Annotated in this window: 15 protein-coding genes; 7 read left to right on the forward strand and 8 right to left on the reverse strand. The window is 57.1% G+C overall.

Going from position 1 to position 16,050, the window contains the following annotated elements:
- Nucleotides 1-4: 4 nt before the first annotated feature.
- Nucleotides 5-748: a methyltransferase domain-containing protein gene (locus JYG33_RS11540; protein ID WP_207872385.1), complete on the reverse strand. Its 744-nt coding sequence runs from the start codon at nt 746-748 to the stop codon at nt 5-7.
- Between the two features lie 119 nt (nt 749-867).
- Here JYG33_RS11540 and JYG33_RS11545 point away from each other — a divergent pair, with 119 nt between their 5' ends.
- The gene (locus JYG33_RS11545) at nt 868-1,623 is read left to right on the forward strand and encodes a class I SAM-dependent methyltransferase (RefSeq protein WP_207872386.1); all 756 of its coding nucleotides are present in this window, start codon (nt 868-870) and stop codon (nt 1,621-1,623) included.
- 119 nt (nt 1,624-1,742) lie between these two features.
- On the opposite strand, the gene JYG33_RS11550 is transcribed toward JYG33_RS11545, so the two are convergent.
- The 3 genes from JYG33_RS11550 to JYG33_RS11560 form a co-directional block, all read right to left on the reverse strand.
- A complete protein-coding gene (locus tag JYG33_RS11550) occupies nt 1,743-4,151 on the reverse strand; it encodes a TonB-dependent receptor (protein WP_207872387.1) in 2,409 nt (802 codons plus the stop codon).
- Between the two features lie 179 nt (nt 4,152-4,330).
- Entirely contained in the window at nt 4,331-5,317 is a 987-nt protein-coding gene (locus JYG33_RS11555; RefSeq protein WP_207872388.1) for a FecR family protein, read from the reverse strand.
- A gap of 78 nt (nt 5,318-5,395) precedes the next feature.
- Nucleotides 5,396-5,902: a sigma-70 family RNA polymerase sigma factor gene (locus tag JYG33_RS11560; protein ID WP_207872389.1), complete on the reverse strand. Its 507-nt coding sequence runs from the start codon at nt 5,900-5,902 to the stop codon at nt 5,396-5,398.
- 199 nt (nt 5,903-6,101) lie between these two features.
- Between JYG33_RS11560 and JYG33_RS11565 the strand changes: the two genes are divergently transcribed.
- The 6 genes from JYG33_RS11565 to JYG33_RS11590 all read left to right on the forward strand — a co-directional run bounded on the left by JYG33_RS11565 (nt 6,102) and on the right by JYG33_RS11590 (nt 11,781).
- Nucleotides 6,102-6,440 carry a DUF485 domain-containing protein gene (locus tag JYG33_RS11565; protein WP_207872390.1) on the forward strand — a complete coding sequence of 113 codons (339 nt, stop codon included), beginning with the start codon at nt 6,102-6,104 and terminating at the stop codon, nt 6,438-6,440.
- Nucleotides 6,441-6,450: 10 nt separating this feature from the next.
- Nucleotides 6,451-8,298 carry a cation acetate symporter gene (locus JYG33_RS11570; RefSeq protein ID WP_207872391.1) on the forward strand — a complete coding sequence of 616 codons (1,848 nt, stop codon included), beginning with the start codon at nt 6,451-6,453 and terminating at the stop codon, nt 8,296-8,298.
- Between the two features lie 19 nt (nt 8,299-8,317).
- A complete protein-coding gene (locus tag JYG33_RS11575) occupies nt 8,318-9,370 on the forward strand; it encodes a carbon-nitrogen hydrolase family protein (RefSeq protein WP_207872392.1) in 1,053 nt (350 codons plus the stop codon).
- Nucleotides 9,371-9,615: 245 nt separating this feature from the next.
- The gene (locus JYG33_RS11580; RefSeq protein ID WP_207872393.1) at nt 9,616-10,518 is read left to right on the forward strand and encodes a LysR family transcriptional regulator; all 903 of its coding nucleotides are present in this window, start codon (nt 9,616-9,618) and stop codon (nt 10,516-10,518) included.
- Between the two features lie 138 nt (nt 10,519-10,656).
- Entirely contained in the window at nt 10,657-11,205 is a 549-nt protein-coding gene (gene sodC / locus JYG33_RS11585; protein ID WP_153231220.1) for a superoxide dismutase family protein, read from the forward strand.
- Nucleotides 11,206-11,241: 36 nt separating this feature from the next.
- A complete protein-coding gene (locus tag JYG33_RS11590; RefSeq protein ID WP_207872394.1) occupies nt 11,242-11,781 on the forward strand; it encodes a pyridoxamine 5'-phosphate oxidase family protein in 540 nt (179 codons plus the stop codon).
- Between the two features lie 87 nt (nt 11,782-11,868).
- Here the strand turns inward: JYG33_RS11590 and JYG33_RS11595 are convergent, their stop codons facing one another.
- The 4 genes from JYG33_RS11595 to JYG33_RS11610 form a co-directional block, all read right to left on the reverse strand.
- On the reverse strand, nt 11,869-12,909 hold the full coding sequence (locus JYG33_RS11595) for an AbrB family transcriptional regulator (RefSeq protein WP_207872395.1): 1,041 nt from the start codon (nt 12,907-12,909) through the stop codon (nt 11,869-11,871).
- A gap of 79 nt (nt 12,910-12,988) precedes the next feature.
- Nucleotides 12,989-14,512, reverse strand: coding sequence for a tripartite tricarboxylate transporter permease (locus JYG33_RS11600; RefSeq protein ID WP_207872396.1), 1,524 nt, complete (start codon nt 14,510-14,512; stop codon nt 12,989-12,991).
- Nucleotides 14,509-14,946, reverse strand: coding sequence for a tripartite tricarboxylate transporter TctB family protein (locus tag JYG33_RS11605; protein WP_347708951.1), 438 nt, complete (start codon nt 14,944-14,946; stop codon nt 14,509-14,511). Before JYG33_RS11605 ends, JYG33_RS11600 begins: the two co-directional genes overlap by 4 nt.
- A 95-nt stretch (nt 14,947-15,041) precedes the next feature.
- The gene (locus JYG33_RS11610; protein ID WP_207872398.1) at nt 15,042-16,034 is read right to left on the reverse strand and encodes a tripartite tricarboxylate transporter substrate binding protein; all 993 of its coding nucleotides are present in this window, start codon (nt 16,032-16,034) and stop codon (nt 15,042-15,044) included.
- Between the last annotated feature and the right edge of the window lie 16 nt (nt 16,035-16,050).

A 16,050-nucleotide genomic window follows, 5' to 3' on the forward strand; every position in this document is an offset into this window, starting at 1 on the left:
AAATTTAGCTGCGTTGATACTGCAAGCAGCGCCCCTTGTAGGACAACTCCTTGCCTTCGGGCATCAAGATAGGCCGGTCGCGCAAACAGACTTGCCGCACCAGCTCAAAGCCGTAGCGTTCCATTTCCTGAGTGAATTTATTGCGGTGCCCACGATCCGGGTCCACCACCCAGACTTCGGCCTGCTCTTTGGCGCGCTGGTTCACCAGTTCGGCCAACTGAGCGGGGGTATTGCCTTCATAAAGCAGATCACTGCCCACAATCAGGTCGTAGCGCTGCCGGGCAGGCTGTAGCCCCAGGGAAGCGAGCAAATCAGGGCAGGATTGCTCGCCCCACTGCGCATGGACATAGGGCAAATCGGCCAAACCATTCAAGGCCTGATTCAACTTCAAAAAATGCGGCACCAGAGGGTGGCAGTCGCTGGCATGAATCTGAGCCCCACGCTTGTGCATGAGCAAGCTGGTCAAACCCAAGCCGCAGCCCAGCTCCAGAATGGTTTCATCAGGCCGGACAGGACGATTTTTCAGCTTGCGGGCCAACTGTATGCTGGACGGCCACACCAAACCAAACAAGGGCCAGACGGCGGGACCTATGCCCAAGGCCTGAGCATGCCCCAGGGGGTCCGCGTACTGCATGTGGTCGGCCAAGGCACGAATCCGTAACGATTCTCTGGGCGAGATTCGTATATGCTGAAGACGCGTTTTGAGCTTGGCGGACGTGGGTGAGGTAGAGCCATGTAAGTCTGACATAGATCGATGATCGGCCATATCGACACAAAAAGCGAATTTAGGCCTATTTTGCCGTGGTTTAAACTATAAATGGCAAAAATTAGACGAACTTCGACTTCAACCCCCTATAAGGACTGCTATTGTTCAAAGACCTGATTAACGACCTCAACGACCATTCCATCGTGGAACCAGACATCTTCCTGGACGTACCCTTTGTCCCCAGTGATGACCGCGTCATCGACACCATGCTGCAACTGGCCGGAACCGGCCGCAAAGACGTGCTGTATGACCTGGGCTGCGGCGATGGCCGCATTGTTATTGCTGCCGCCAAAAAATATCGCTGCACCAGCATCGGGGTTGAACTGGACCCGCTACGCGTTGCCGATGCCATGGAGCAAGCAGGCCACGCTGGCGTGGAGTATCTGGTGGACTTTGTGGAAGAGGATCTGTTTACCGCAGACTTCAGCCAGGCCACGATCGTGACGCTGTATTTGATGGACACTATCAACGCCATCCTGCGCCCCCGCTTGCTGCAAGAGCTGCGGCCCGGTGCGCGTATTGTGTCGCACGCCTTTGATATGGGCGACTGGCAGGCCGACGAAATCCTGCAAGTAGGCGGCATCAAGATCTACAAATGGATTGTGCCTGCACAGGTCGCGGGCGAATGGGAGTGGGAGGGGCTGGATGGGACAGACTACCGCTTGCAACTGAAACAGCGTTATCAGGAAGTCAGCGGCAAGGTCTGGATCAATGGCGAACCGGGTGTGCTGGATAATTTGCACTTGTCAGGCGACTGTCTGGAAATCAGTACACAGGCGAACCCGTCGGCCCCTCAGATTTGGACCACGCTGTATTTTGACCATGAAGAACTGCTGTCTGTAGAAGAAGCCGCCTGAATCTTGCAGGCGCTTGTTAGCACTCTTCTTGCTACCTCCATTTCCCGCACTTGATCGTCCAGGCTTAGACGATTTCCAAGCCCCGAGTCCGGCACAACGCCGGACTCGGGGCTTTTTGCTTAAAACTGATATTTCATCGTCAGCATGATCTTTTGTGGTGCGCCATAAAAGCCCTGCGAATCCTCCGTCAGATCCACATACTTCTTGTCGAACAGATTGTTGACGTTCAACTGGGCTGACAGGCTGGACGAGAAGCGGTAATTCGCCATCATGTTCGCCAGCAGGATGGAGCCTTGCGCACGTCTGGCCTTTACGTTCGGCGCGACAACCCTGTCCACGTAAACATGGCTACGCCATTGCAAGCCGCCGCCCACCGTCAGTTTCCCCTCGGTGCCTGGCACCACATAAGAAGTCTGGAGATTCGCCATGTTCTGCGGTTCGGAAGTTTTAAATGGGCCACCTTCCGCATTGCGCACCAGGTTACGAGCAAAGCCCGCAGACACCTGCCAGCCTGGCTGAATTTCACCCGAAGCCTGCAGCTCGAACCCTTCGCTGGTTACGCCCTTGGCACCCCGATAAGCAAAATCGCTAGAGCCGGGAACAGTCAGGTCACCATCTTTCTGGGCCACATTGTCTTGTTCGATCCGAAACACGGCTACCGAGGTGTTGAGCTTGCCGTCAAAGTGCTCGGCTTTCAGGCCCAGTTCGTAGCTCTTGCCCTGCACCGGGTCCAGATAGCCACCACTGGCGTCACGATAGGTCTGTGGCTGGAAGATATCCGTGTAGCTGGCATAGGCGGTGTAGTTCTCGTTGAAGTCGTACAGCAGGCCCGCATACGGCGTAAAGACATGGTGAGTCATGGTGTCATCGCCAGTCTCACGTTTCCAGTTGGTTTGACGACCACCCACAATCAACTTCAGGGAGTCGCCAAGCGACAAGCGCAAGGCACCATAGACCGCATTCTGGCGCGTTTCCTGCTCGCCCAGCAGTTGGAAATTGCCCCACACCGGCTCCGGGTAAGAGCCATTCCACTCGAACACATTGCCCACCGGGGTATTGCCCTGTGGCGCGTGATTGCCATAGCGATAGTTGGCCTTGCTGCCCATCAGGCCCACAAACGCTTCGTGTTCCTGACCAAAAGCGGCGAATGGCCCGCTCAATTCCAGGGACGCACTATTCTGGTCAAACTCCTGATGCGAGCGGTTCAGCAAGGAGCTCATGCCTAGCCCAGTGACTGGATCGGGATGGCCCATCAGATAAATCAGCTTGGAGTCGTACTTGCTTTCCAGACGGCTGACATTGGCCTTCAAGGACCAGCCATTAGAGAAACGATGATCAACACCGGCATAAAAGGTATTGCTGGTCGTGTCCCAGCGGGTCCAATCCGCACCAATGCTGAAAGAACGACGCCAATCCAGGTCGTTCCCCTGCTTATCCAAGGTTGGCAGGCCACCCCAGGTCACGCCAGTTGGACGTTTAGCCTGATGCTCTACCCCCACGCGCACCGTTGTGTCCGGTGTCACATCTGCTTCTGCCGTGGCCAGCCAGGCACGATTGCGGGTGTGGTAGCGGTCGATATAGGAGTCACGCTCCTCCATCATCCCGGCCACTCGTGCGCGTACGGTGCCGTCCTTGTTCAAGGGCGTGGACAGATCAATCGCGCCCCGATGGTGGTCCCAGGAGCCTATGCCTACCGAGGCCGTGCCGGTGAATACATCACTGCTGGCGCGTTTGCGCACCATGTTGACCGACGCACCGGGGTTGCCCGCACCTGTCATCAAACCGGTAGCGCCACGCACAATCTCGATACGGTCGTACAGAATAGGATCGAAGTTGGAAGTGCCAAAGAAGTCATTCTGCGTGGCAATGGACACCCCATCGTACTGATAATTGTCGATATAAAAACCGCGCGAATGGATGTCGGTACGATCAATATCAGAGGTGGAGGCAGTGATCCCCGTTACGGTGCGAAAGGTGTCGCCCAGCGTGGTCAGATTCATGTCTTCCATCTGCTGACGTGTCACCACACTGACCGATTGAGGCGTCTCCCGTGGCGACAAACGCAGACCTGTTGCGGCCGTTGTTGCCTGCGTCGTATAGGAGCCTGAGCCTTCGGTAGACAGATCCCGCCCGACCACGCGCACCGGAGCCAACTGCGTGGCCTCGCCTTGTACAGGGCGCGTCACAGAGACATTGTTGCCATTGCGCCGAAACTCCAGGCCCGTACCGGCCAGCAAGCGGCTCAAGGCCTGATCGGCCGTCAAACTTCCGGAAACAGAGGGCGCATTCAGCCCTTTAACCGCATCGGGCAGATAGAAAATCTGCAAACCGGCCTGTGCGCCCAGTTTTTCCAGCGCCGCATCCAAGGGCTGAGCGGCAATACTGATGGCAACCGGCGCTTCCTGCGCCTGGGCGTCAGAAGAGTGCAAACCAAAAGCAAGAAAAAGCGAGAGTGCGAGGGCGTTAAGGCCAATCAATGTCGTACCCCGACGCGCCGAGGCGGTGGGGCTAGCTTGCGTGTCCAGCATGAACGGAGTTCCAAAAAATAAGTACGCGCACGGTGCGCAGACGCCCTTGGCCAAGGCTATGGGTCAGCTTGTTTTTCGTCTGAAAAGACAAGCCCCCATAAGTAAGACGCCGTAGCGAAAAATTTTCCGGAATGATTCTCACTGCTCTTTTTGATACAGAATGTATCTTTAACGAAGCCTTATCGCGCCATCAACAATGCACTGCCATCAGCCTGCCGTGCCACCAGAACCGGGGCGATATCCGGCAGGATATCCAGGGCCGCTGCAGGCTCTTCAATACTGAGCGTGCCTGAAATACGCAACTTGGCAATCTGCGGGTCTAGCACTCGCAGGGGCTGGTCCAGATAACGGCTCAATTCGCTGGCTACCGTTGCCAAGGGCACATCACGGAACACGATACGCCCTTGCTGCCAGGCGGTGATGGCCTCCACCCGCTCCTGGCTCAATGGCGTCAAACTGCTCTGCACCGCGCTGGAGACCTGTCCCGCCGTCAGGGAAGCCCGCTCGCGACGCCACCAAGGCCCAGTCGACAATTGCACCGATCCTTCCCGCACCGCGACAGTCACCTTGTCCGCCTCCCGGCGCACATTGAATTGCGTGCCCGTCACCAGCACATGCGCCTCGCCCGCCTCGACGGAAAAGGGTCGGCTCTTGTCGGAATGAACGGCAAACAAGGCCTCGCCCCGCAACAATTCCACACTACGGCGCGATTCGTAAAAGGCGATGTTCAACTCCGTATCGGTATTCAGATCCAGCCGGGAGCCATCGGGCAAGTCAAACTGCTGGCGCTCACCGCGCGCGGTCAGTAATCGTTGGGTAAAAACCGGCGTCTCTGCCCACATGGGACGGCTGATCCAGGCACCTGCTGCCACCGTGGCAACCGTCGCTCCCGTCCCTATCAACCAGCGCCTACGCGTGAAACGGGGCGTCTCCTGCGCCGGGCGCGTCATAATCTCCCGCATTTCATCCATAGGCAGATGGTCGGCCACCTGCCAGACCTGCTGCAAAGAACGGTACTCACGCTCATGAGCCGGGTTACTGGCCAACCAGGCATCCCGCTCCTGCTGCTCCTGAACACTCAAGGTGCCAAGCTGCTCCCGGGAAAACCATTCCAGGGCTTGTTCACGCGGCAGATTGGAGGGGGTAGCGTTGTCGTTTCTAGGCATGGTTCGCGTCGCTAGGGACACAGGGCAGAAAACCACGCCCTTCACTATTAAGACGTCTGGGCATGGGGAAATCCGGAATCAATGGGGGGCATAGTTTTGTAACTTTTTTTGAAGATGCCTCAAGGCCCGCTTCATGTATTTTTCCACCGAACTGGGCGTCAAATCCAGCTTCTCGGCAATTTCCTTTTGGGTATAGCCCTCTATTTTGTTCCATAAAAAGACCTGCTGGCACTTCAAGGGCAGCTCCTGCAGCGCATCCCGCAAGGCCTGGCTTAATTGCGCCATACGCAAGTCGCTGTCCGGGCCTGCTTGCGCCGGATGCTCGTCCTCGGGCAGCTCGTGCAAGGACACAAGCTCGTGCCGTGACTGACGGCGAATTTCACTGATCAACTGGTTTTTCGCACTGCGATACAGATACGCTTTTTGATCCAGTGCCGCCGCATGCTCGCCCCGCAACAGGCCTTCAATTGAGTCCTGCGCCGCATCCTCGGCATCCTGCGGCAGGGAGCTGCGTTTCGCCCACGACCCGATCAGCCCGCTGTAATGAGCGAGCCACGTTTTCTTGGGCTTGGGGTGGCGGGACATGGAAAAGGCAGCAGGCAGAGAGCGAATGAATCAGCCATATTAACAATAATTCTCATTTAGATATAGAAAAGTCCCCGCAATGTGGCGTCCTGTCCCACCCTGCAAATTTGCAAGAGGGCTTGCAACATTGGCGCTTTCCTATCCCGCCCTCCTTTTTAAGAATGGTGAGTACAAATCCAATCATAAAAAGGAGACAAACATGGCGGATATCTCTGCCCAGGTTTATGAGGCGCTCTACGCCAAGCCTCAATTCCAGGATCTGGTACGCAAGCGAAGGGGCGTCGTGCTGAGGTTGTTATTTGTCAGCATGGCCTTCTTTTTTCTGGTCCCTATTCTTTCCAGCCTGACCCCCGATCTATTCCGTCTGAAAGTAAGCACATCCACCAATTTCGGGCTTTGGTATCTGATTGCCCAGTATCTGGTGGGCGGTACTGTGGCCTGGCGCTATGCCGTCCAGCTCCGTCATCTGGACAAGATGGTTCAGCAGTTAACGCAACAAGAATCCCCGCAGTCCTCCCTACCCTCGGCTGCCCTTTAAGGGACTCATCATGAAAAAAACAGTATTTGCGACTGCCTTGATGGCGGTCAGCGAAACCGTGCTTGCACAGGAAAGCACCTTGGTTAACGAAGGCAACAGGGTGCTGACATTTTCAGTCTTCGCCTTTCTATTCTTGTTCACGCTGGGTATCACCTTTTTAGCCGCACGCCGTAACTCCACCGCCAGTGATTTCTACACGGCAGGCGGTGGCATCAGCGCCCGTTTCAATGGGCTGGCGATTGCCGGGGACTATCTCTCGGCAGCGGCTTTTTTAGGGGTTTCCGGGCTGATTGCGCTGTACGGTCTGGATGGCATCAGCTATCTGGTGGGCTTTTTTGTGTCCTTTATCCCGGTGCTGATTCTGGTGGCCGAACCCTGCCGTAATCTGGGCCGCTACACGTTGGGCGATGTGCTGTCCTATCGCAACAACTTCCGCGCGACCAAGCTGGTGGTGGCCGGTTCCAGCATTCTGGTGGCCTTGTTTTATATGGTTCCGCAGATTGTGGGCGGGGCCGTCATTATCCGTGCGCTGATCGGCATTCCCTATGAAGTTTCCGTGGGCATCGTTGGTTTGATGATGCTGATTTATGTGCTGTTTGGCGGTATGCGCGCCACCACGTCCGTGCAGGTCCTGAAGGCCGGGCTGCTGATCTCCTTTTGCTTTGTGCTGGTCATCCTGTCCTGGGCCCCCTACGGCTTTAACGTGGAAGCCTTCTTTGGCTCGGTGATTTCCAGCCCTGCCATCCAGAACCATGTGATCAATTTCCTGGGCCAATCCTCGCTGGGCGTGGCTGAAGCCGGGCAGCGCTTTCTGGAGCCGGGCCTGTACCTGAAAAACCCGATTGAACAAGTTTCACTGGGCATGGCCTTGGTGCTGGGAACGGCGGCCATGCCCCATATCCTGATGCGCTTTTTTACCGTGCCCAATGCCAAGGCCGCACGCAAATCCGCGCTGTATGCCATGTTCGCCATCGGCCTATGCCATCTGTTCATTGTCGTGATCGGGTTCTCTGCTGCGCTCAATGTCAGCCCCAGCGCCATTCTGGGTCTGGATAAAGGCGGCAATCTGGCCGCACCCATGTTGGCGCAACTGCTGGGGGGTGGCCCGGAAAGCATGATGGGCAACTTCATGCTGGCTGTTGTTGCCGCCGTGTCCTTTGCGACGATTGTGGCGGTGGTAGCCGGATTGACCCTGGCCGCCGCGTCCTCGCTGGCCCATGACGTGTATATCGGTGCGATTCGCAATGGTTCAGGCACCGAGCGTGAGCAGGTCATTGCCGCCCGTATCGCCACGCTGCTGATGGCCGTCATCTCCATCATTGCCGGTATTGCTGCCAAGGGGCAGAACGTGGCGCATCTGGTCGGTCTGGGCTATGCCGTTGCGGCCTCTGCCAACCTGCCCGCCCTGGTCTGCACCCTGTACTGGAAACGCTGCAATACCGCTGGTGTGGTGGCGGGCGTGGTGGGTGGAACGCTGCTATCCATCGGGCTGGTTCTGGTGTCACCCAATATGACGTATCCCCTGCTGCAAAAAGAGGCGGCACTGGCTACTGTCACCACCGTGAATCAAAAGCTGAGTGCAGCAAGCGACCCCGCTGCGCGCGAAAAGCTGCTTTCAGACCGCGCTACGGCCCAGGCCACAGCAGATGCCATCCCTGCCAACGCAAGCAGCGTAGTGGGCCTGTCCAAGCCCCTGATCAGCCTGCGCAACCCCGGAATTATCTCCATCCCCCTGGGCTTCTTACTGGTGATTCTGTTCTCGCTGTTTACACGCAGCGCCTTGTCCGAATCCAAGTGGGTAGAGATGTCCGTTCGCCGGGAAACCGGATTAGGTGTGGCCAAGGCCACGGTTCACTAAACGTAGAGAGAAACACACCATGTCACTTCCAATCACCCAAGTTGCCGCCGCGCACATTGCCTCTGTTTACATGGATGCCGCCGGTTCCGTGCGCAAGGCCATTGCCATCATTGACGAGGCGGCCCGTCATGGGGCGGAGCTGGTCACTTTCCCCGAGGCCTTTATCCCCGGCTTCCCTGTCTGGGCGGCTTTGTGGGCCCCTATCTACAACCACGAGTGGTTCAAGAAAATGGCGGCCAACAGCATCCATATTGATGGCCCGGAAATCGCCCAGATCCGCGCTGCTGCCAAGCGCAACAGCATCTTTGTGTCCCTGGGATTCAGCGAAAGTACCGAGGCGAGCGTAGGCTGCATCTGGAACTCCAATGTGATCATTGGCGATGATGGCTCCATCCTGAATCACCACCGCAAACTGGTACCCACTTTCTACGAAAAAATGGTCTGGGCACCGGGTGATGGTCACGGCCTGCGCGTATGCCAAACCCGTATTGGCCGTATCGGCGCCCTGATCTGCGGCGAAAACACCAACCCGCTGGCACGCTACTCGCTGGCGGCTCAGGGAGAGCAGATTCATATCTCGGCCTGGCCCGCCATCTGGCCTACACGTATGCCCAAATCCGGCCAGAATTTTGACAATGTGGCGGCCAACAAAATACGGGCAGGCGGTCACTCTTTCGAGTCCAAGGTTTTCGGTATTTTGAATGCAGGTTTCATGGACAAGGCCATGCTGGACGCCCTGACCGAAGGCGGCGATGCCCAGGCACGGGAAGTACTGGAAAACACCCCGCGTGCAGCCACCCAGTTTCTGGACCCCACCGGCGCATCCGTAGGCGACTTTCTGCAAAATGAAGAAGGCATTGCCTATGCCACTTTTGATCTGAATGCCTGCGTGGAACCCAAGCAATTCCACGACATTGTGGGCTACTACAACCGCTTTGATGTATTTGATCTTTCCATTGACCGCCGCCGCATCACCCCCGCCACATTCCGGGGCGGCAACGCCACCCAGTCACGTAGCAGTGAGCCCATGCAGGACAGTCAGCCAGCCCGTTCGGAAACGATGGAAGAATAAAGCCATCGTCTGACACCTCCTGCAAGCAGTAACTGCCCTGTACTTCCGTTGCCTCGGGGGGACAGGGCAGCCCCTATTTCTTTTTCCGAATGAGCCAGTCAGCAGCACAAGGCGTATTGCAAATTTGCAACTCCCTGAAAGCATGATCTATCCAGTGATCGCTCGCAGTAGACTTAAAAATACGCACGGGTTTGAACACGAATCCTGAACCCGTCTTGCAAATATTCTTGTACCGGGTTGCGGCCATGTCCCCTATAGCTCCCAATTGGCACGATTTAAAGATTTTCCTGGAGGTGGCGCGCTGCGGCACCTTGGGTGCGGCCGCCCGCCGTCTGAAGGTGGACCCATCCACCCTGAGCCGTCACATAAGCCGCCTGGAAGAAACCATTAACGCGCCTATCTTCGAGCGCAACAACCAGGGTCTGCACCTGACGGCAGGCGGGCAAGGCCTGCTGGAATATGTAGAGTCCATGGAAGCCAGTGCCATCGCCCTGGCCGAGCAATTGGGGGATCGCCCCAAAGAGCCCTCCGGCACGGTGCGGGTCGGCTCCATGGAAGGGATCGCCTCCCTGTATCTGGCCGCAGAGTTTCAGGGCTTTTCTGCACTACACCCCAAGATTGCGATTGAATTGGTCACCACCACCCAGCAAATGCACGTCAACCGGCGCGAAGCAGATGTGTTCCTGAGCTTCTTTCCCATGGCGGGCAAATCCATTGATGTGGTCCCCTTGGGCTCCTTTCCGCTGCATCTGTACGCCGCCCCCGAGTACCTGGCCCGCCACGGCCACCCCTGCGATCTGGACGACCTGCTGGACCACCAGTTTGCCTCCTATGTGGACGACCTGATCCAACTGGACACCGTGCGCTGGCTAAACGAAATCATCAGCCGACCCAAGCTGGCTTTTCAGTCCTCCAGCATGATTGCCCAGATGTTTGCCGCCGCAGCCGGTGCGGGCATCGTCATGCTGCCCTCTTTTGCCAAGCCGGAGCGACTGGGCATGCTCAAACTGCTGGATGAGCAGGTCAAGGTACGCCGCACAATCTGGATGACAGTGCATCGGGACTTGCAGTACCTGCCACGTATCAAGGCCGTAACGCGTTTTCTGGAAAAAACGATTAACAGGGACTACCCCTGTCAGACCGAGTAGACGCCTGCGCTGCCACCCTTCGCGGCGCACCTCAAGGGCGCACTTTACTGACAAAGAGAAACGTCTCTTAACTGCATGGCGCGTCGGCAATGCTAGGCTGGTCTAACTCCCTGTTTACCCAGCAAAGGAATCAGCCTTATGCGTTTTTCCACCCTCAAAGCACGATGCGCAATGGCCCTGGCCACCGTAGGCGCTACTTTTGCTTTATCCGCCCCCTCGCTGGCGGACGTGATCATCCCCATGAATATGGCCACCGAAAACGGTGCTGGCGAGCAAATCGGCCAGGTTAGCGTCCGTCAGACAGAGCACGGTCTGGTTTTCACGCCAGACTTGAAGAACCTTAAACCCGGTGTGCATGGTTTCCATGTGCATGAAAACCCAAGCTGCGCCCCCAGCGAAAAAGACGGCAAAGTCACCCCAGCCGGAGCAGCAGGCGGCCACCTGGACCCTGAAAAAACCGGCAAGCACGGTTTCCCCTGGGGCAATGGCCACTTGGGCGACCTGCCCGCCTTGTATGTTCAGGCTGACGGCACAGCCAGCACGCCCGTCCTGGCCCCACGCCTGAAGTCTCTGGATCAGATCAAGGGCCACTCCCTGATGATCCACGAAGGCGGTGACAATCACTCCGACCACCCCGCGCCATTAGGCGGCGGTGCCGGGCGTTTTGCTTGCGGAGTGATCAAATAAGCGCCTTCATCCCTCTCACTTTTCCAAGGAGATACCATGAACGAAACGATTGAATCTTCCTTTGAACAACTGCAAGAGATGATCAAGGACATTCGCTTTGCGATGTTCGTCACCCACGCGGAAGGGGGCCAGCTTCATGCCTGGCCCATGACCACGCAACAAGCCAAGATGGGCTCGGAGCATGAGGTCCATGAGCACGACAAGCTCTGGTTCTTCATGGCCAGGTCCAGCAAGGTGGTCCACAATCTGGTGGCCAATCCACATGTAAACATCAGCTACGCCGAGCCCAGAACTGACACCTATGTCTCGGTCTCGGGCATGGCCAGCGTCGTGGACTCCATGAATCAAAAGGAGCGCTTCTGGAACACGCTGGTCGAGGCCTGGTATGAAGAAGGCATCACCGATCCGGATGTTGCATTGATCTGCGTACAGATAGACAGTGCCGAGTACTGGAGCGTGCGCGAAGGCAAGCTGGCTCAGGCAGGCAAGATGCTGAAAGCAACCCTGATGGGCGAGCGCCTGACCGAAATAGGTGAGCACGGCAAAATCACGCCTGCTACCAAACCAGGTCGCTAAACGTCGCCTCCCTGCGGCATCAAACCAGACGCCCGGCCTTGCGCCGGGCTTTTGCTGGCACGCTTGCAGGCGAAGGTGCGACCTTGGTCAACGCCCCTCCAGCCAACGGGCAATACGTGTGTACAAAGGTCCGGTCAGCACCAGTACACACACCATGCGCGCCACCTGAAAGGAGGTCACCATGGGTGCGCCTAACTGCAAGACCTTGGCGGTAATGGCCATCTCTGCAATACCACCGGGGCTGACACCGAGTACCAGCGTGGGGTAAGCAATATCAGACAGCCGATACAAGCCGTAAGCAAAACCAAATGCCAGGGCCAGATTAATCAAGTTGCTGACGGCGGCGACGCCTAGATAACGAGGTGCCCGACGGAAAAAATCAGGGCCGAACTTGTCTCCCAACGCCCAGCCAATACACAACTGCCCCAAGTTGGAAATTTCTACCGGCAAGCCCGACAAAATAATGTCGTTATAGGTCAGGATAGCCACCACCAGCAAAGGCCCTAACACCCAGGGATTGGGCAGGCGCAACACCTGGAAGACAAACCCCGCGGCACTACTCAAGAACACCAACAGAGCCAGACCGGGCAGGTGCAAAAAATCGGGCCTGACCACAGCTCCAGCCTGCTCTCCTGAAAAGCCCAAAGCCTCGAAGGCGAAGGGAATAATGACCACCACCATCAGCACCCGCAAGCCATGGGCAGAGGCGACAAGATCCGGGCGTGCGCCGTAGCGTTCGGCCAGCCCTGTCATTTCGCTAGCACCACCGACCGCGCTGGCAAACCAGGCCGTACGCAAGTCAGTACCGGCAAAGCGGGTCAGCATGAAAGTGCCGATACAGCACAAGACCAGCGCAAACACCATGCCCATCACAATAAACACGGCATTGCTGCCAATCAGGTGCACCATGGCAGGGGTGAAATACAGTCCCAGAGACGCCCCAATAACCCATTGCCCCGCATTACGTGCCAGCGGCATGCAGGCACCCGGGCTGCCGGCCATTTTTGTCGCTGCCGTCAATATCAACGCGCCCAGCATCCAGGGCAAAGGCATGTTCAGCCAACTGGCCACCCATGCGCCGGCCAAGGCTACCCCAAAACCCAAAGCAATCCGAAACCAGTTAGCCATAGCAAAAACAACAAGGCCAGGCAGCAGCCTGGCGCTTTCTCCCGATAAAAGCCCCGCCAATAAAGCGGGGCATTCTTATTTATGCCTTGTCCTGTTCGACTTTACGTCCCACAAATCGACGCAACAGAATCGGACCTACACTAACCAAAACGGCCGCTACCCACAAGGAGATTGAGACGGGGCTCTGGAACAAGATGCCGATCTCACCATCTGTAATGGACAAAGCTCGACGCAGATTCTGCTCCATCATATTCCCCAGCACCACCCCCAGCACCATCGGCGCCATAGGCACATTCATCTTGCGCAGGAAATAGCCCAGCACACCGATGCCCACAACCAGCAGCAAATCAAACGTCGTGCCATTGATAGCGTAAACGCCGATATAGCTGATGGCCAGGATGCCCGGCACCAATAAACGGGGAGGAATAGCCAGCATGGACGCAAACACCCGCACCATGGGCACGTTCATCAAGAACAACATGACGTTGGCCACCATCAAGGAGGCTATCAAGCCCCACACAATCTGTGGCTGGGACTCAAACAGCGCAGGGCCCGGCGTGATGTTGTACAGGGTCAGGGCACCCATCATGACCGCTGTCGTTCCCGATCCAGGCACACCCAAGGTCAGCATGGGGATAAAGGAGCCGGTTGCGGCACTGTTATTGGCAGCCTCTGGCGCTGCCAGGCCACGCATGTCCCCCTGACCAAACATGGCATTGGGGTCTTTACCTTCGATGTATTTTTTCTCGTTGGCATAAGCCACAGCAGAAGCCACGCTGGCCCCGGCTCCGGGCAAGATACCGATAAAAAAGCCCATTAGGCCGCCACGCACGGTACTCCACCAGGTAAAGGCCAACTCTTTCAGGTTAAAGAGCTTGCGCTTGCTCTTAGGCACTTCAATCGACACGCCGCCCAACAGGTTTTCCAGCATCTGCAACATCTCGGCCACAGCAAACAAGCCGATCACGACGACCACAAAATCAATGCCGTCCGCCAGGTTCGGAATGTCGAAGCTGTAACGGTATACCCCCGAGTTGGCGTCCACCCCGACCGTAGAGATAAACAAGCCCAGCATGGCGGCCAGAATACCTTTGACGGGCTCATCGCCCAGCAAGCTGGTCAGCGCGCAGAAGGCAAACACCATCAGTACAAAATATTCGGCTGGGCCAAAGGCCACCGCCCAGCCCGCCAGCAGGGGAGCCAGCAACACAATGCCGCAAATGGCAATCGTCGAACCAATGAACGATGAAAAAGCAGACAAGGACAAGGCCACACTGGCCAGACCTTTACGCGCCAAGGGATAGCCGTCCAGGGTAGTCATGACTGCGGCCGCTTCACCCGGCACATTGATCAGAATAGACGTGATACGACCGCCATACTCCGCGCCCACATAAACTGCAGCCAGCAGAATCAGGGCGGACTCCGGCGGCAACTTCATGGCAAAGGCAATCGGCACCAGCATGGCCACGCCATTAATAGGCCCCAGCCCCGGCAACACACCCACAATGGTGCCAATAAAGGCACCGACCGCTGCAACCAGCAAGTTCTGGACAGAAAAGGCGACGCCAAAACCAACGCTTAAATAGTCAAGAATAGAGCTCATAGCCACTCTCCCAGAATGCCGTATGGAAGAACCACATCCAGGCCCAGATCAAACAAAAGGAACAGCCCGACACCCATCGCCAGCCCCCCGACAAGCGCCTGCTTCCAACTACCGCCAAACAGACGGCCCACCAAGGTAGCCATCACTGTGGTGGCGATGATGAAACCCAGCCACTGGAACAACCAGGCATACGCCGCCAGGTACGCCACCATCATCAGAATGCGGCCATTGGCTCCGCCTGGATTGGCAGCCACTTGCCCGCCCCCTTTTAGAATCAGGCGCAGTCCGCACAAAGCGATGATCAATGCCAGCAATAAGGGGAAGGCTTTGGGCCCAACGGGCTCATAGGAAAAGGGGGGCTCTAGGTCGTAGCCAAAAGCGGTGATCAGGGCAGCAAACACCAGCGCGCCCACGCCGAGTACGCGATCATTCAGCGTCATGATTGGAATCTCCGGATTCGCCCGCCATGAACGACGGGGCAGACAGGCGGCACTCCCGGCGCAAACCGGGCCGGGAGCACCGTAAAGACTTACTTCTTGATCAGGCCAAACGAGTCAGCCAACTCGCGATACTGGACCACTTGCTGTTTGACGTAAGTGTCCAGTTCCGGGCCGCTCATATTGAAAGGGAACAGGCCCTGCTGGGTTTGCATGCGCGCAAACTCGGGGGTCTTCATCAGATTCTCGAACGCCTGAACCCACCACTGATACTGCTCATCAGAGACTTTGGGGCCCACGTAAAAGCCGCGGATAATCGGCCACTCGATGTCAAAGCCCTGCTCTTTGGCTGTAGGGATGGCAGCCAGCGCACCATCCAGCCGTTTGTCATTGAAGACAGCCAGGACACGAATGGGCGCACCGCCCTCCAGCATGGTGTGAGCTTCAGCCGCATCACCCATATAGGCCTGAATATGGCCGCCACGTAATGCTGTCATGGCCTCGCCACCACCTTCAAACGCAACAAAGCGCATTTTGCGGAAATCCACATCTGCCGCACGCGCGGTCAGGGCCGCCTTCATCCAGTCCTGCCCACCCACAGAACCACCCGCCCCCAAGACAATCTTGGTCGGGTCAGCTTTGAAGGCTTCCATCAAGGATTTCAGATCCTGGTAGGGCGAGTCCGCACGGACAATGGCCACACCGTAATCACTGCCAATCGATGCCAGCCAACGCACGTCCTCTACCGAGTATTTGCCAAACTTGCCCTGTGCCAGATTCAGCAAGGAGCCACCGGAGAAAGCCGCAATGGCATTGCTGTCACCGGGACGCTGCGCCACGATGTGGTTGTACGCCACGGCACCCACACCACCCGGCATATAAACGGTGCGCATGGGATTTTCCAGCAATTTGGTTTCCAGAAAACCATTCACGGCCACCCGACAGGTCAAGTCGAACCCGCCGCCCGGCTGCGCAGGGGCGATACATTCAGGTTTGGAAGGTTGTTGGGCCTGCACACCACTCAAGCTGCTCAAACCCAGAACACTGCTGGCCAGTAGCACCCGTAGTTTCAGATGGATAGTCATTGATTCGCCTCCGGGG

The organism is Alcaligenes sp. SORT26 (genome assembly GCF_017377875.1).
In the GTDB taxonomy this organism is placed as follows: domain Bacteria; phylum Pseudomonadota; class Gammaproteobacteria; order Burkholderiales; family Burkholderiaceae_B; genus Alcaligenes; species Alcaligenes parafaecalis.

Excerpts from the sequence above, each read along its gene's own strand:
- JYG33_RS11560 (WP_207872389.1), bottom strand. The coding sequence starts at position 5,902 with ATGTCCCGCCACCCCAAGCCCAAGAAAACGTGGCTCGCTCATTACAGC.
- JYG33_RS11540 (WP_207872385.1), bottom strand. The coding sequence starts at position 748 with ATGTCAGACTTACATGGCTCTACCTCACCCACGTCCGCCAAGCTCAAA.
- JYG33_RS11590 (WP_207872394.1), top strand. The coding sequence starts at position 11,242 with ATGAACGAAACGATTGAATCTTCCTTTGAACAACTGCAAGAGATGATC.
- JYG33_RS11580 (WP_207872393.1), top strand. The coding sequence starts at position 9,616 with ATGTCCCCTATAGCTCCCAATTGGCACGATTTAAAGATTTTCCTGGAG.
- JYG33_RS11555 (WP_207872388.1), bottom strand. The coding sequence starts at position 5,317 with ATGCCTAGAAACGACAACGCTACCCCCTCCAATCTGCCGCGTGAACAA.
- JYG33_RS11575 (WP_207872392.1), top strand. The coding sequence starts at position 8,318 with ATGTCACTTCCAATCACCCAAGTTGCCGCCGCGCACATTGCCTCTGTT.
- JYG33_RS11600 (WP_207872396.1), bottom strand. The coding sequence starts at position 14,512 with ATGAGCTCTATTCTTGACTATTTAAGCGTTGGTTTTGGCGTCGCCTTT.
- sodC (WP_153231220.1), top strand. The coding sequence starts at position 10,657 with ATGCGTTTTTCCACCCTCAAAGCACGATGCGCAATGGCCCTGGCCACC.
- JYG33_RS11610 (WP_207872398.1), bottom strand. The coding sequence starts at position 16,034 with ATGACTATCCATCTGAAACTACGGGTGCTACTGGCCAGCAGTGTTCTG.
- JYG33_RS11570 (WP_207872391.1), top strand. The coding sequence starts at position 6,451 with ATGAAAAAAACAGTATTTGCGACTGCCTTGATGGCGGTCAGCGAAACC.
- JYG33_RS11565 (WP_207872390.1), top strand. The coding sequence starts at position 6,102 with ATGGCGGATATCTCTGCCCAGGTTTATGAGGCGCTCTACGCCAAGCCT.
- JYG33_RS11595 (WP_207872395.1), bottom strand. The coding sequence starts at position 12,909 with ATGGCTAACTGGTTTCGGATTGCTTTGGGTTTTGGGGTAGCCTTGGCC.
- JYG33_RS11550 (WP_207872387.1), bottom strand. The coding sequence starts at position 4,151 with ATGCTGGACACGCAAGCTAGCCCCACCGCCTCGGCGCGTCGGGGTACG.